Genomic DNA, 16,595 nt, shown 5'->3' with positions numbered 1-16,595 from the left:
ATATCCGTAATTTTTTCTGATGCAAAGATAAATATTAATTTGCATTTATAAGCTCCTTTTCTTGCAAAAGGAAAGGCCTTGCCTGTATTTATATATAAAAGCCACCGGACGACTTTCGATAGAAGTGCAATCCGGTGGCAGATTAAGATATTGTTTGTTCTTGAAATGTGTTATTTCGTTTGGATACGAATATTTCCAGCTTTCACTCCACTTGCTTTTGCTGTGAGTACGATTTCTCCGGCTGTTTCACCGGATTGTACTATGGCTGTCAGCATTCCGTTGAAGGTATGCATTTTCGGAAGATGGAATTGCTCTAGATTTGTCGGGTCGCCATTAGCAGCGGCACGATACTTGCCTGCTCCTTTTACGGAGAAGTTTATCTGTCGGCTGTCAGCGGGACATAGATTTCCATCCTTATCTACCACTTTGACGGTGATATAGGCTAAGTCTTTTCCGTCTGCTGTCAGTTCGTTGCGGTTGCTCACCAGTTCGATGTGATGAGGCTTTCCGGCAGTGCGGACAATTTTTTCAGCTACTGCTTTTCCATCTTTATTGTAGGCTACTACTTTTATCTCGCCCGGCTCATATACAGCATCTATCCACATTAGGCGGTAACGGTTTTTAAGCGAGCTGTTGTTTTTACTTTGTTTGCCGTAACTTTTACCGTTAATAAACAGTTCGGCTGTAGGATGGTTGGTGTATACAAATACGGGAGTAACCTTCCCTTCACGTCCCGGCCATGTCCAGTGCGGCAGGATATGTAATGTTTCCGCCTTTTTGTTCCATACACTGCGATAAAGATAGTAACGGTCTTTAGGGATACTGGCAAGGTCGATGATGCCGAACATTGAACTGTGATTAGGCCATGCGTTTGTATCGTATGGCGATGGTTCACCTAGGTAATCAAATCCTGTCCATACGAATTGTCCGATTGTCCAATGGTTGTCGTCAGCTAGCGCAAAGTCTTCATCCGGAATATTTGACCAGGAACAGGCTTCCACATCGTATGAAGAGCATTGGTGGTCGTCGTAAGTGGCACTTTTTTTATCTTCCACAGGGAATTTGTATACTCCGCGTGAGCTGACGGTAGAAGCAGTCTCACTTCCTAATATCAGATTTTGTGGGAGTTGGTCGTATGCCTCTTTATAGCGATGAGCCCGATAGTTAAGTCCCGGAATGTCGATCATAGCGGCAAATCCGTTGGCAAGTACGCAAGTCACTTGGTCCATTCCGCAGGTAACGGGACGGGTAGGGTCTTCACGATGGCAAATATCTTGCAGGAACTTGGCTACTTTATAACCGACAGGACTGCATTGGGTCGGTACTTCATTTCCGATACTCCACATTACTACACACGGATTGTTACGGTAATTATGAAGCATATTCACCATATCACGTTCTGCCCATTCATTGAAATAACGGTGATAACCGTTTTTACATTTGGCGATATCCCATTCATCAAATGGTTCAATCATCATCATAAATCCCATTTCGTCACATAAGGCTACAAGTTCGGGAGTCGGCATATTGTGGGAGGTACGGATGGCGTCACATCCCATATCTTTTAATAGTGTAAGCTGATGCCGGAGAGCGGCTACATTAATAGCAGCACCCAACGGACCTAAATCATGGTGATTGCATACTCCTTGAAACTTACGATGCTTTCCGTTCAGGTAGAATCCTTTGTCGGCAATATATTCAATACTACGGATACCGAAACGTGTAGTGTAAGTATCTACCAACTTATTGTCTGCGTAAATCTTGGAAACGGCTTTATAGAGTGACGGATTCTCCGGTGACCAGAGTTCGGGCGCATTTACAATAAAATTCTGTTCGAATGGCTGTCCATGATTAATGCGGCTTGTATTTTCTTTGCGGGTAACGACTTTTCCATCAGGAGAAAGAATCTCCGTTTCGATACGGAGTTGTGTTTTCTCGCCTGCATTCTCAATTTTCGTTTGAAGGCGTATGGATGCAAAGTCCTTGTCGACATGAGGCGTTGTGATTTGTGTTCCCCATACGGGTACATGAATTTTGTCTGTTACAATCAGATGTACATTACGGTATAAACCAGCTCCCGGATACCAGCGTGAAGATTGTGGACGGTTTTCCAAACGTACGGCGAGTGTATTCTTTTTTCCATCTTTGTTGAGGAAAGGAGTTACATTGCAGTGGAAGGAGTTGTATCCGAAAGGCCAGAAACAAGCTTCCTTTCCGTTTACATAGACACGTGCTTCGCTCATAGCCCCATCAAAAAGAAGTGTTACTTCTTTGTCGGCAGGAGCGTCAAAACTTGTTCGATACCAGCCTGTGCCTACGTATGGCAGTCCGCCGGTGCGTCCGGTTTTCAAGGAAGCTTTTTTCTCGAAGTTCTGTGTGACTGCTACATTTTGTAGGTCATTGTTTACATCAAACGGACCGAAGATTGCCCAATCATGTGGAATAACAACCGATTCCCATTGGGTATCATTAAACTCCGGCTGGCTGGCTTCTTTGAAATCTCCTTTACTGAATCTCCAGTCCTTTTCGAGTAGTGTCTCACTGCGTTGTGCTTGCAATGTGCAGGCAACGCCCATCAAAAGTACAGTTAATAACTGTTTGGGATGTTTCATGTTCATTTTTGCTTTTCAGGTATACTATTAGTTGGATTTATTAAATGTCAATGTCCGGCATTACATTCACATAGTAATGCCGGTGTAAAGGTATAAAAACTAATCAATAAATTTATCGCTTGAAGGCATTAAATGAATTGGTAGGTCTTCCGTCGTCATCGAACATACCTTTGTGATATCCCTTCCAACCGCCATAGCATTGAGGTTCCCAAGCGAATACTCCGGGACATATATCAGTACCTAGTAATTTAGCTTTAGTAATGAAGTCTGTATAAAATGCTTCGGCGTTTTCATTGTTCCATGTCATGCCTATTTCACACATCATAACGGGTGTGTTGAATTCTTCATAGAGTTTTTGCATATTTGCGATACAATCTGTGTTCATTTTACGCCAATCTGCTGCAACAAAATTGGAATCTTCTTCATTGTCAGGATCCATTTGAGGATAAAGAGACATTCCGATGATATCCCATTTGGCTTGATTAGCTTGTAGATCTCCGAATACTTTCTGGAATTGTCCAATTTCATTTCCACGGTCTATATGTACGATGACTTTAGCCTGCGGATAAACTTCTTTTACTGCATTATAACCTGCTGTTACGAACTTGGCAAAATTTACGGTTCCATTTTCTTTATTTATATTGCCTTCATCGAACAACATTCCGTATCGAGTTTCGTTGCCCACTTGTACCCATTCTACATCTATACCTTTTTCTTTCAGAGTGTTGAGTACATCTTTGGTATGCTTGGCGATATCCTCCTGCAATTGTTCTACCGAGTGGTCTTTCCATGCTTGAGGTTTGTATTGTTTACCGGGATCTGCCCAAGCATCACTGTAATGGAAATCTATCATGAGACGATAACCTAAATTATGTGCTCGCCACGCTTTGAGTACGACATCTTCTTTGTTACACCAACCGTATACGTTATCTTTTTCTGTCGGATTTTCCGGATTGACCCAAACGCGCAAGCGGATAGCATTCATACCTAAGTCACGTAGCAATGACATACATTCTTGTTCTTGACCTTTAGCATTGTAGAATTTATAGCCGGAACTTTCCATCTCTGTGAGCCAACTGACGTCTGCTCCCCGAACAAAGCCGGACATATCGTAAACTGTTTCTGTTTTCTCCGGAAAAGTGGGAGTGTCGTTATCATCGCTGCAAGCGGTGAAGAAGGTTCCGCACAATAGTGCGGAAGCCGTAAGTAGTATATATTTTAATCGTTTCATAGTAATAATATCTTAATTTATAGATTGGATAGTATAAGTGCCGTTTATCAAGTCTACACTGATATCGTAAGTTCCGGTAGTTACTGGATATATTCCTTTGTTGGCATTGTAATATAGTTTGCCATCGTATCCTCCGTAAGATCCTGCCCAGTCATTATTTATTATGAATTTTACACCATATTCGGAATCTTGGTCTAATGTAATAGTCCCTGTGTATAATCCTTCTGTGTCAGTAGACTGTAAGGGGGGGAGGTCATCGTTGCCGGATATGCCTAAGTAGCAATAGATGCCTGTTACGGCTTTGACACTATATTTCAGCTCTTTCAAAGATACCTCAAATAAATAAAGACCGTTATCTGGAGCTGTTAGATTATTTCCTTTTCCATTGATTAAATCTCCGCTTTCGGCAGTGCTTGTGTTGTCGTCTGTGGCTAAGGTGTACAATTTACTCTCGTCCCAATAATTAACCAGACACATTGCGTAATCTCCCCATTCAGAAGCGACATTTACAACTCCAGCATATTTCTGAGCGTCTTTATCGTAAATGGTAATTTTATGGTCGTATGCCCATTCTCCATTGACGGCTGGACCTATCCCCGGTAAATATAAATATTCTCCTTCTTCTGGTTCAGGCTCAGGTTCTTCTTCTTTTTCCGTCACACTGACCGTCCATGCTTCCGGATTATTCAAGTCAATAACTAACGTGCATTCACCTGTCATCGGTACATTCACTGTGATGTTTTCTGCTGTTACATTTTCACCTGTGCTGAATGTCAATTGCCCTGCTGTTCCGCCAAAAGCGAACGAGGTATTTTGAGCTTTGCTGTCGTCAATCCCATTATCTGATCCACTAACACTCGTATTATCATAGAACTTACCTGTTCCTTTGATTTGAATGGTAACATCTGTTCCTGCTGTACCTGTAAATACACCTCTCCACTGATTATCGGCACGCTTATATTCCATTGTGATACCGTCAATTCCGCTTACTTCCAGTTGAGGTATTAGTAAGGCATTCCATTGCCTTTTGACTGTATTGACATTGACAAAATAACATCCAGATTGTCCTGGAAACCACATATCCCATGTACCGTCAGCTGCATCCGTTGTCAGTAAAAACGGAGTGCCTATACCACCGGACTGAGCTGTGTGCCAAGTTGTTCCATCGGCTTCTTGTACATAAATACCCTCATAAGCTGCAGCTCCGAAAAATCCTAGATACTGACCATCTGCATTGGCTGAATAGAAATCTTTGCCGGAGTCAGCTACCGTTTCTTTGTTGATGATGTCGGCATAGTGCATATCAATCGGATAAGGAGTCACCATCACTTTTACTGTGTTACTGTATACAGGAGTAATGTTACTTCCGTTACTTCCTGCCAATCGGAAATAAAGTGGCGCAGCCTCTTCTGCTGTTGCATTTAGTTTATAAGCGATGATATTTAATGCAGAAACTGTATAACTTTTAGAAAGCCCGCTTTCTGTTGATTCAATGATTGTTCCGGAAAAATCTTCCGACCGTGATATTTGTATGGTAGTCTGTACTCGGGTAGTCGCTTGATAGTTTGCATCGCTTATTTGCAAAGTCTGGTCTGTCCAAGCAAGTGACAAGGCATATAGCTTGGCAGTTGCTTCTGTCAGTACGACTGCATCGGCCGAAGCGATTAATGCGCTTTCTTCAGGACTGGAGAGGAAGAACTTGTCTCCGTCTTTTTCGCACGCTCCCGATAGCAGGAGGACGAAAAGTAAAGTGAGTAGGTTATTTATTTTTTTCATATCGTTGATACGTATAAGCGTGATTAATAGTTTTCATTGTATAAATTCGGATTGGCAGTCAACTCAGTTGTTGGTATTGGGTAAATGTTATATCTATCGTTTACTCCTGTACCTTCTTTGACTCCACCTTTCCATTGCCATTTGTAATCGTTTGAGGTGAACAGACTGTAACGTATCAGGTCCGTGCGTCGGTATCCTTCCCAGTATAATTCGCGGGCGCGTTCGTCTAGGATGAAAGATAAGGTAATTTCATCTTCTGTCTTATTGTTACTATTATCACCGTATGCCCGTTGTTGTAGATCATTGATATATCCTACTACAGTAGTAGCGTCAATTCCCGTTCCGCCTCTTTTGAAAGCTTCCGCTATCATCAGATAAACATCCGCCAAGCGGAATAAAGGATAGTCTGTATTTACTCCGCCATCAGCTGTATTGGAGGCCGTTTCTTTCGAGTCGGTCAGGTTCGTCCACTTTTCTACAAAGTATCCATTCGTCTGGTCGTCTATAATCTCTACGTCCTGACTTTGTCCGGTGGTGAAAAACATATATCGTTTATCAGTATTTTCATATCCTGTGAATAATTCAGGAATATTGCCTCGTACCCGGAACATTCCCCAACCACTCTTTACACCATAATCCTCTGGTTTCTGTAATTCGGATGTATTACTTACTGCCCCGCAAACGATATAAGTAGAAGACCCCCATGATACGGTATTCGTTGCATCCACCGGAAGGGTGAAGATTATTTCATTGGTACGGAGATGGTTGTCTGCATTGAATAATTTCGCATAATCGCTTTCCAATGAATACCCTTGTGCTATCACATTCTTGCAGGCTGTAATACACTTCGTATACATTTCCTGATTGTCGGTGTTGGTATAAACCTTCGCATTCAGATACAGTTTTGCCTGCAACGTATATGCCGCTCCTAATGTTGCCCGACCGTACATATCACTTCCGTTAGCAGACAAACAATTATTCGTATCACTTGTATTTGTGATTGCATTCAGTTCGCTTTCGATGTAATTGAAAATCTGCGCTCCTGTATAGCGGGGAGGTAGATAACCGACCAAAGGATCATTTTCCGTTATGAACGGAATATTGCGGAAGAGGTCGAGTGCGTGATAGTAGAACAAAGCACGCATAAAGCGGGCTTCCGCACGGTAAGTACGTATTTGCTTTTGGTCATCGGCGGAGAAAGAGCCGATTTTATCATCCGTTGCGTTGCGTAGGAATTCGTTACATAAAGCGATGTTGTAGTAGATACGATAATACATGTCCGATACCCAAGGGTCGTTGGCGTCCCAACTTAAATAAGTCAGTCCCGTTACATTGTCACCGGATAGCCAAGTAGATGCTACTTCGTCCGTACCGCATTCCTGCAAATTGAAATAGCAACGCATATAATCCTGACCACTGTTACTACTCAAATCTTCGTTACCGTTTTTTTCCTGACCGGTAGTTACCATGGAAGTATATATTTTCCCCAAGACAGACTTGTAGTTTTCCGCACTGGTGTAAATGGACGACGAAGTTTCGTCTACGTGTGGATATTGATCCAAGTCGCCTATACAGGAAGTGAACAGCAACGTGCTGCAAAAGTAAAAGGCTATATAAAATATCTTTTTCATGATTGGATGTTTTTGATAATTAGAAGTTAAGACCGATATTTAGGGAGAATGTACGCGGACGGGGGTAGAATGAGTTATCCACTCCGTTGGGAACTTCCGGATCCACACCACTGTATTTGGTGATGCAGAATACATTCTGAACCATTGCACTGACATTCAGGCTACATCCTTTATAAATTTCTCCGAAGTTGTATCCCAATGACAGGTTATCCATCTTTAAGAAAGAAGCATTCTCTACATAATAATCGGATAGATACTGACGTGATTTAAATCCGGTTTCCAGATAACTTCTGGAAAGATTATTCAATTGATAAGAGTTATAGCTGACCGTCTCCCAAGCTCCGGCATTCATTGCCATGGCATTGTAAACGTAGTTGCCGATATTGGCACGCAGACTGGTGCTTAACGTCCATTTCTTATAACGCAGTGAAGTGCTGAAACCGAGAATGTAATCCGGTGCCGGAGAATGATAGCGATATAAATCATTGGTGTTGATTTCCCCGTTTCCGTCGAGGTCTACGTATGCGCCTTCTACCGGTTTGCCTGTCTTTTCGTCATATAGCTGATGGTAAACGTAAAACATATAAGGTGCGTATCCTTCACTTAATACTTGCAATTGATAGCTGTCGATGTACGGCCCTACGGAAGTGTTGGTAGCTTGAGTACCGGCTGCGAGTGAAAGGTTTTTCACCTTCATCTTTTGCCAAGTCATGTTGAAACTCAAATCCCAATTCCAGTCTTTTGTTTGTATCGGAGTAGCGTTGATACTGAACTCAATACCTTCGCTGTCTACATTGCCTACGTTTGTGGTGATATTGCGGTCGAAAGTAGTACCTGCTGCAGCCGGTACGGTTGCAATCAAGTCTTTGGTCTGGCGGGTATAATAGTCAAAGCTACCGGTGATGCGGTCTTGCAGAAAACCGAAATCGAATCCGGCATTCCATGAAGTAGTCGTTTCCCACTTCAGGTCGGGTACGTAAGCCTCCGGACGATACGTGTGGATCGGGCTACCTCCAATCAGGGAGGATGCACCGCTTTGGCTGATATTGTAGACAGGTAGGTAATTATAATTACCGATACCGTCCTGCTGCCCTGTCACGCCGTAGCTTGCACGGAGTTTCAATGTACTTAATATCTTGTTATCTTTCAGGAAAGACTCTTCCGTCATTCTCCATCCGAGAGCTACTGAAGGGAAAGTACCCCAGCGTACATTTTTTGCGAAACGCGAAGTGGCATCCCGGCGTACGGTTGTCGTCAACATATAACGTGAGTCGAACGAATAGTTCAGACGACCGTAATAAGATAACAGCACATGACGGTCATCGGTAGCTTTGGATGTTTTTTGAATTTCTCCGAGTGTATTTGTCTCATAGTAGAGCGGGGTAGTGGATTTCCAATATTGATAGTCGTAACCGGCTGTTACATCAAAACTACTCTTGATGGATTCTACCAGTTTATTGTAGTTGGCATATAAGGTAAGCAAACGGTTTACCTTTTTCTGCGGTCCGTAAGTATAGTCCAAACCGGAAGTTGTATAGTTTTGTGCCGCCTCAGCCGGGACATATACACTTCCTTTACCTTGTGCATAGTCATAACCCAATGTAGCGTGCAACTTCAGATCGGGAAAGAAATGCAGCCGGTAGTCTGCATCGATATTTCCGATGAAACGTTTCACCGTACTGTGAGAATCATTCATTTTGAGAAGTCCGACCGGATTCATGACCGCTCCGTTCACGGGAGCTCCGGTGTTATCGATAGCTTCCGTATATCCGCCGAAATTGTCTGCTCCTGAATATACGGGAATGGTAGGATTCATGGTTGCCGCTGCCCAGATAGCTCCGGTATTGGCGAATGTATTTTTGTTGATAGACCCTTTGGCATTGATATTCAGTTTCAAGTGGTCTTTGAAGAAAGACGGATTTAGCGTGATGCTTCCCGTATAACGTTCCGCATTGTCCGTGCGTAATAACCCGCTTTGGTTGTAATAACCAACAGATGCACGGAACGGCAGGTTTTTGGCTATCTTTCCGGCAACGCTCAGATTATTGTCCGTACCGAATGCGTTTTGATAGATTTCATCGTTCCAATCTGTATGTGCGGTGCCGAGTAATGCCTGTTGCGCATCGGTACCTTTGCTTTGGATGGTATTTACGAATTCGTCATAGCTCATCATATCCGCCAGTTTGGTACGTGTCTGTACGGAGTTAGTCGTGCTGAAAGTAAACTTCAGTTTGTCCGAACTTCCTTTCTTGGTAGTGATCAAGATAACCCCGTTGGATGCGCGCGAACCATAGATAGCTGTGGAGGATGCGTCTTTCAGAATGGTCATGCTCTCAATATCGTTCGGGTTGATGAGGCTAAGGAAATTGCCGTCGTTACCACTGATACCTCCCTGTTCCAAAGGAACACCATCCAATACAATCAAAGGGTCGTTGCTGGCATTCAGTGAAGCACCGCCACGAACACGGATTGTACTTCCCGAAGTAGGAGAACCACTGTTGGACATGATTTGCACACCGGATATTTTACCGTTTATCAGTTGTTCGGGAGAGCTGACCAACCCCATATTGAAGTCTTTGCTGCTGACGTTTGTAACCGACCCGGTAAGGTCGCTTTTACGTTGCGTACCATATCCGATGACAACGACATCGCTCAAGACTTGTGAGTCGCTTTTCATCTGAACGTTCAGTGTAGTGCTGCTTGTTGGGATAGCTACAATCTTAGTTTCGTATCCGATGTAAGAAAATTGAAGTTCTTTATTGCCTTGCGGCACATTCAGCGTATAATTACCGTCGAAGTCGGTAACCGTTCCGGTAGAGGTACCTACAATGAGAATACTTACTCCAATCATAGGTTCTTTGTTTTCATCAATCACTTGTCCGGTGATTCGTTTGCCTCCTTGCTGTGCGAAGACCGAAATCGTGCCTCCTAAAAGGGCTGTACACAACATGAGTAGTACAGTCAGATGGCGTAGATTTAAGATATTACTGTTCATAATTACTGTGTTATTGATAATAGATTTGTTATTATATTTACTTAGGTTCTGGACCGAGTATAGAATTACTTTATTTATTCCAGCCAGATTTCCCCTAGCTCGATGATGGATTCTGTCTTGTCTTTTCCTAATAGAGACAATTCCAGTTTCTCTGCCTTCTCCATTTGGAAAGGTATGTCTGTTTCCGGATGGAAATATTGTTTCAGAAAAGTCGGATAAGCTATCGGAAGTAATGCCGTGTCCGCTTGATGCAACTTTTTCAAAGGGATACGTATGATTCCTTCCGGTGAAGGGGTACTGCAAATTGTTTTGTATGTATATCCGTCTGAAGTGATGAATCCTGCATAGAATCCTTCAGGGAGATTCTTATGGCGGTTGACACGGATGCAAAGAGTGGTGCAACTCTTTAATTTTCCTTTTCTTTCTTTTAGCACGTCTTGAATGGATTTGCGCAGGAAGTGATGTGTTTTCTCTCCTTTGGATGTGAAGGCGAAACGGAGTAATGGCTTTTCAATCGGAGAAAAATCGATTAAGGTACGTTTCAGGTCGTTCCATTCGGGAAGCGTATAGGCTTCTATGCCACTATGTGTGTCTGTCACGCTCAATAATTGTATTGGACTGTCGGGAGCGACAATACGGGTAGTCCAATATGAATCGGCAATGTAATCCCAATCCAACGGATTTCCTTTTATTCCAGAAGAAAATCCCTTTACGGAATTTCCGGCAGGATAAGTACGGGTACTGTCGCCCCGACAGACAATAATGTTATACTTAAAACAACCTTCTTGTAGTTCTGCGGCAGGAATTGTAGCTTGATAGCTATAGCCGCTTATACGTTTCATCTTGATAGATGGATTATGATCATTCCAGAAAGATACTTTGTCTGTGTAGATAATCACGGAGTCCGGAGAAGTGTTTCCAACCACTTGCGCAAGAATTGTTAAATCTCTGTCTGCTTCGGTGACTTGTGCAGGATTGTGGATGACTTTGTAATCTGTTGTATGCGGGGAAGGGGCTGCAAACTCTCCGAGACGAATGGAATTCCATCGGGAATCTGTTGTCCAATTCTGCTTCGGTGTGCAGTTCTTGCGTTTCAACAAGTAAACACCCGGTTGAAGATTACGGATAACTCCGTCTTTTACAGTCTCTTCTTTCCGTTGGTTTTCTTTATTGAGTGCGGTAAGAGTGAATGATTCTCCTAAATCGGGAATTTGAAGAGCCATATCCCAACAACCATAGATAATGCTGACTACCTCTTTGGCAAGTGACGGTTTGGCAAACGGGTCGCTGACTGTCACTGCATCCGGCATTACTTCCAGCCTCCATACTCCTGCTTCCAGACAGTCAATAAAATATGCACCGGTTCCTTCGTAATGTACGACGGGAGAACTGCCGCAACCGGCAATGGACATAAGTTGTGAAGCATTTCGAGGAAGGCTGTGGGTATTGTTGGAATAATAGTATTTCCTTCCATTATTCAGCTCGCTTAAATTCTCCGTATAGCTGACACGGAATCCGTCACCAAACAGTGTATCTTGAGGATAACTACCGTATGATTCTCCTCTTCTCAGATGGCGTGCCGCTTCGGCAGCAATTTTTATGCTGATTGCTTTGTGTGGTGTATAGGCAAGATTCAGAAAATGAGTCTGGTATTCCGTATTGGCGTATGCAATGTCCATCGGGTCGTATGCGAACTGCGTAACCCATTGAAATCCTGCCATGCGGAAAGTACGTGCCATAGCCGGATACATATAGGAATACATAATATCTGCCGGGTCGAATTCGTAAATCAGGCGTGCCTTCTTGTGAAATCCTTTCACCTTATCGGCAAAAGAAATATCATAGCGGTCTATATAGGGAAGAAAATTTCCTTGTTGCGTTTGTCCGGATACCAGTCCGATAGGATACCATTGATAAGTAGTGCCTTGAATGGCAGTCTCATAGTATGCTTCTACCACATATTCGTTGTGGCTTACATTATAGAAGACAGGTTTACGGTTCCCGGTTCTATGAATCGCTTCCAACATTCGGTTGATATATGCCTTTACCTCTTCCTTCGTACCGGAGTGGCAAGGTTCGTTATTGATTTCAAATCCCACTATGGAAGGATCGTCCTTATAGGCTATTCCGGTATAAGGATTGATATGTTTCACTAGGTTGTGGAGATAGGTCTCTTGTGCGGTAATGGCTTCCGGGTGAGAGTGCACGTCGCATTTATCATATTTATAAGAGAAACCACCGGTCTGAATGTTCCGTTCCGGGTAACCGTTTCCGAAATTGGTTTGGGCGGTAATAACAATATGAATGTTCCGTTCCTTGAGTTTGGCAATCAGATAGTCCATCAGGTCGAGATGCTCGTTTTCAAGGAGATTTCCTTGCTCGTCTGTGAGTTCGACATCCCAAAGGTGGATACGGTAAGCGTTCAATCCCAAACGGGTGATATGATATACGTCTTTATCTATAGCAGCTTTACGATCAAGTCCCAGATAACCTAAGGCACGATAGGCATGGGCAAAGGGGAGTGTGTAGTTCACACCGAAGAAAGAGGCTTCCTGACGGGTGTCACTCCAACGCATCACTCCGTTTCCGTCTATATATATATAAGGTGTAGAAGATGATTTCCCTTGTATATTGACAAAGGCGAATAATAAACAAATGGAGGTAAGAATAAATAGTCTTTTCATGCTATCAAATTTATCGGTTCATTGATAGTGACAAAGGTAAATTATTGGTAAATCAGGTAAAAGCACAGATTGGACATATAAGGATAAAAATAGGACGAAATGCTTTAGAATGCCCCTACAGCTCTTCATTTAAGTATTGACGGGGTGTTTTTCCGAATTCTGATTGGAAACATTTGGAGAAATAAGAGTGATTGGAAAAACCTACCATATACATTACTTCGGCAATGGTGAATTTCTTTTGTTGCAGTAACATTGCCGCCTTTTTCATCCTGATCGATTTGATATATTCCACAGGAGACATTCCGGTCAGTTGTTTAATCTTCCGGTAGATCTGTTTGTTGCTGAAGCCGGACAATTCGCATAGGGCATTCACGTTCAGGTCTGCATCGGAAAGATGGTCCTCAATCAGGCGGATGATATTTGACAAGAACTTCTCATCTTGTGATTCAGCTTCGATGGGTTTGAGCACAGGCAATGACTCCAGCGATTTTTTGGTTTGATGACTAGGGGTAATTTCTTCTTCTTCAATGGCGGTAATGGGAATACTTAGTCCTATGCTTGTACCTTGATTCTCTTTGGAGGTAACTCCGTTGATATGTCCGCCGTGCAGTTCCGTATAGGTCTTCACCAAGTAAAGCCCGATACCTGTACCTTCCTTATTTCCCGAACGGGGGGATTGATAAAAACGTTGGAAGATATATGGAATGTCTTGTTGCGGAATTCCGGTTCCGGTGTCCGATACACAAATGTCCAGTTGTCCGGTTTCCTGCGAATAAAAAAGGGAACACCGCACGCTTCCGCTGTCAGGAGTATATTTTACGGCATTTGAGAGCAGATTGTCCAGTATCACACCCAATTTGATTGCATCCATATCCGCATAAATTTTGGCTTTGTTCGCTTCAAAATGAAAAGTGAGCCGGGAATTCTCTTCGTAAACGGAGAACAGGCTACGGCTGAAAGATACCAGTTCGATACGCGACAGAATGAGTAATGAATCCGCATTACCCTCTATCCGATTGAAATTGAGTACCTGATGAATCAACGAATTTATCTTCATGGCGTTGCGCTGTACTTCTTCTAACGTTTGTTTCTCATGTTCAGTCTCTGTGGCAGGCAACAACTGGCTGACAGGAGCTATAATCCGGCTAAGTGGTGTTTTCAGTTCATTGGATAGGTTTGTAAAGAATGCCATTTTCTGACGTGACTGTTCCAAAATCTTCTCCTTCTCCAGGCGTTCCATCTTCAATCGGTTTTTAACCCGGAAGAAATTGATAGTCCAAGCGACCAGGCTTAGAAGTAAAAGGCAATAGATTATTTTTGCCCAAAGCGTATAATACCAGGGCGGCAGGATCTTTATGTCCAATATATAAGGATGTTCCGAAGGAACTCCGTTTTTTTCTACTTTGCTGATAGATAATTGATAATCCCCATAACTTAAATTGCTATAAGTAATACGGTTCGTATTGGATGGCAGAAAATTCCATTCTTTGTCCATACCTCCGAGCCGGTAAACGAATTTATTCTTTTCTTCGAGAGAGTAGGGGAGGTCGGACAGCTCAAAAGCCAAATTATTCTGATTGTACTTCAGTTCAATGGCATTGGTGTAACGTATATTGGGAATATTCGCTATGCGTGGGTTCATCAATTGATTGTTAATGTACAAAGCTGTCAGGAGAATGGGACGTTCGGGACGATTCATGGCTTGTATTTTCGGGCAGGATATGGCAAAACCGTCAGCGCCTCCCAAATAAACATTTCCGTCTTTCGAATCGAACAGCAGACTGGTAAAACGCTTATCCGTCATATTCTGCTGACGCGCATCCATCGTTTCCCGGTTGATAATCCAAAGCCCGTTCGTGGTAGAAACCCATATATGGTCTTTGACCGATGTCATGGACAAAATCTCGTTATTATTAAAGTTCCCGAAAGAAATGCTTTGCCGACTGGAGTCTTTAGGGTTGATACGCATTACTCCCCCGTGAAATCCTACCCAAAGCATACCTTCCGCATCACATAGTAGATAATTCGGGCTTTTTTCTCCGCTCAACTCATCGGAAAATAGTTTGGTGACTTGCTTTGTGCGTGGATTGATTTTATCCAGCCCTTTACTGTTGTATAGCAATACCCATACATTACCTTCCTTATCGGGCATAATCTGATTGATAAACATACCCGACAGTCCATTGTGAATAGAGTAATTGTATTCGGCTACGTATTGTCCGACTTTAGATTGCATTAATTTATGCTTGTCTACTACAAAGATTCCGCCTAAACAGGTGGCGATCCATAGGTTTCCGGAATCGTCTTCGAAGATGTAATAAGCCCAATTTGTATTGTAGGTTCCTGTGCTGTCGATAATGTTATAGTGTACAAACTCTTGTGTCGTATAGTCATAACGGTTGATACTGCCATCTGTAGCTATCCATAATTGCTGCTCTTTATCTTCATAGATATGGCGGATACGATTGTGTGATAAAGGATGTGCTTTATCTCCCATCCTGTACCAGACAGCCTCATGTCTGTTTCCGGTAGGATGGATAAAACGGAGTAATCCGTTTGTGCCGCCAAACCAATACATCCCTTTGGAATCCCGGAATAACGAGTAGAATTGATTTCCGTCTCCTGTACCCGTTATTTGAGAGATTGGTACGAATTGCAAGGCACTGTTATAACGCGACAAGGAGATACCATAATCAGTTCCCAGCCAGATATTATGTTCCTGGTCGGAAAAGATATTCCAAATGATGTTGTTTGTCAGCGACTGGATATTACGTGAATCATGGATGATATGTTGCAAAGGTTCCTCATTGTTTTGGTACACGTAAAGTCCGTTATCTGTACCGGCTAATAAGTTTCCGTTTCCATCCAATGCCAATGATTTGATGGAATTATTGTGGAAAACTTCGATTGCAACCATTTTTCCTGTTTCGGGAGTATATTGGAGAAGATATCCTTCCATACCGATCCAAATACACTGTCGGACGGTATCTTCCAATAAAGAGTTGACGAATAAATTACTTATCCCATGAGTGACAGGTAGAAAAATATCTTCAAACTTTCCACTTTCCGCTATATAACGACATAAACCATTGTAAGTACCCACATAGGTTTGCTTCTCTTTCGTGTGGATAATCGAATAGATTGTATTATGGGATAAACCACTATGCTTACTGTCGAAACGGGTTAATTTCCGGTTTTCTAATTGATAGGTATAGAGCCCGTTCAGGGAACCTATCCATAAGATTCGGTCACGGAGCGCCATTGTACGGACATCGGTAGGAAAATCCACCTCCGGCTGTTCATATCTGTCTGTACGGTAGTTGTAAACAAGTATTCCATTATCCGTCCCCAGATACAGATATGTATTGTCAATGATAATGCCGCAATAGATACGTGTGTTCGTCAGTTCTCCATAAGTGAAATGTTGTTGGGTGGAATAGCCGTCGTAACTGAATAAACCTTTATTGGAACCTATCCATATCATCCCTTCGCTGTCTTGCAAAAAGCAGCTGATAACCGAAGCTTCCGTACCGAGATAAATGTTTTCGAACTGCTGATAATTCACTTTTTGCCCATACACATCACGATGGATGCAGAATATGCAAATGAGTAGAAGTATCAATTTAATTCGTAGGTACATGATATCAGGTTTGCAAGTTTTACGTT

General features: G+C 42.7%; 7 protein-coding genes. All 7 read right to left on the bottom strand.

The annotated features are described in order from the left end of the window. Positions 1 to 170: 170 nt before the first annotated feature. The 7 genes from galB to BACFIN_RS05710 all read right to left on the bottom strand — a co-directional run bounded on the left by galB (position 171) and on the right by BACFIN_RS05710 (position 16,569). Positions 171 to 2,618: a beta-galactosidase GalB gene (galB, locus tag BACFIN_RS05680; protein ID WP_007755964.1), complete on the bottom strand. Its 2,448-nt coding sequence runs from the start codon at positions 2,616 to 2,618 to the stop codon at positions 171 to 173. A 106-nt stretch (positions 2,619 to 2,724) separates the two neighbouring features. Then, complete coding sequence (locus BACFIN_RS05685) at positions 2,725 to 3,843, bottom strand: glycoside hydrolase family 53 protein (RefSeq protein ID WP_007755962.1); 1,119 nt, start codon at positions 3,841 to 3,843, stop codon at positions 2,725 to 2,727. Between the two features lie 12 nt (positions 3,844 to 3,855). After that, positions 3,856 to 5,619 carry a DUF5114 domain-containing protein gene (locus BACFIN_RS05690; RefSeq protein WP_007755959.1) on the bottom strand — a complete coding sequence of 588 codons (1,764 nt, stop codon included), beginning with the start codon at positions 5,617 to 5,619 and terminating at the stop codon, positions 3,856 to 3,858. Positions 5,620 to 5,642: 23 nt separating this feature from the next. After that, entirely contained in the window at positions 5,643 to 7,250 is a 1,608-nt protein-coding gene (locus BACFIN_RS05695) for a RagB/SusD family nutrient uptake outer membrane protein (protein ID WP_007755958.1), read from the bottom strand. A 19-nt stretch (positions 7,251 to 7,269) separates the two neighbouring features. Then, positions 7,270 to 10,245 (bottom strand): SusC/RagA family TonB-linked outer membrane protein, encoded by a 2,976-nt coding sequence (locus BACFIN_RS05700; protein ID WP_007755957.1) that lies wholly within the window; start codon positions 10,243 to 10,245, stop codon positions 7,270 to 7,272. A 74-nt stretch (positions 10,246 to 10,319) separates the two neighbouring features. Further along, positions 10,320 to 12,929 (bottom strand): glycoside hydrolase 5 family protein, encoded by a 2,610-nt coding sequence (locus BACFIN_RS05705; RefSeq protein ID WP_007755952.1) that lies wholly within the window; start codon positions 12,927 to 12,929, stop codon positions 10,320 to 10,322. 115 nt (positions 12,930 to 13,044) lie between these two features. Further along, positions 13,045 to 16,569 carry a two-component regulator propeller domain-containing protein gene (locus BACFIN_RS05710; RefSeq protein ID WP_007755950.1) on the bottom strand — a complete coding sequence of 1,175 codons (3,525 nt, stop codon included), beginning with the start codon at positions 16,567 to 16,569 and terminating at the stop codon, positions 13,045 to 13,047. Between the last annotated feature and the right edge of the window lie 26 nt (positions 16,570 to 16,595).

Origin of the sequence: Bacteroides finegoldii DSM 17565 (assembly GCF_000156195.1) — a bacterium.
Classification (GTDB): domain Bacteria; phylum Bacteroidota; class Bacteroidia; order Bacteroidales; family Bacteroidaceae; genus Bacteroides; species Bacteroides finegoldii.
The sequence above is the reverse complement of the archived record's forward strand: the minus strand, read 5'-3'. Positions and strand labels throughout refer to the sequence as shown.

Excerpts from the sequence above, each read along its gene's own strand:
- galB (WP_007755964.1), bottom strand. The coding sequence starts at position 2,618 with ATGAACATGAAACATCCCAAACAGTTATTAACTGTACTTTTGATGGGC.
- BACFIN_RS05685 (WP_007755962.1), bottom strand. The coding sequence starts at position 3,843 with ATGAAACGATTAAAATATATACTACTTACGGCTTCCGCACTATTGTGC.
- BACFIN_RS05690 (WP_007755959.1), bottom strand. The coding sequence starts at position 5,619 with ATGAAAAAAATAAATAACCTACTCACTTTACTTTTCGTCCTCCTGCTA.
- BACFIN_RS05695 (WP_007755958.1), bottom strand. The coding sequence starts at position 7,250 with ATGAAAAAGATATTTTATATAGCCTTTTACTTTTGCAGCACGTTGCTG.
- BACFIN_RS05700 (WP_007755957.1), bottom strand. The coding sequence starts at position 10,245 with ATGAACAGTAATATCTTAAATCTACGCCATCTGACTGTACTACTCATG.
- BACFIN_RS05705 (WP_007755952.1), bottom strand. The coding sequence starts at position 12,929 with ATGAAAAGACTATTTATTCTTACCTCCATTTGTTTATTATTCGCCTTT.
- BACFIN_RS05710 (WP_007755950.1), bottom strand. The coding sequence starts at position 16,569 with ATGTACCTACGAATTAAATTGATACTTCTACTCATTTGCATATTCTGC.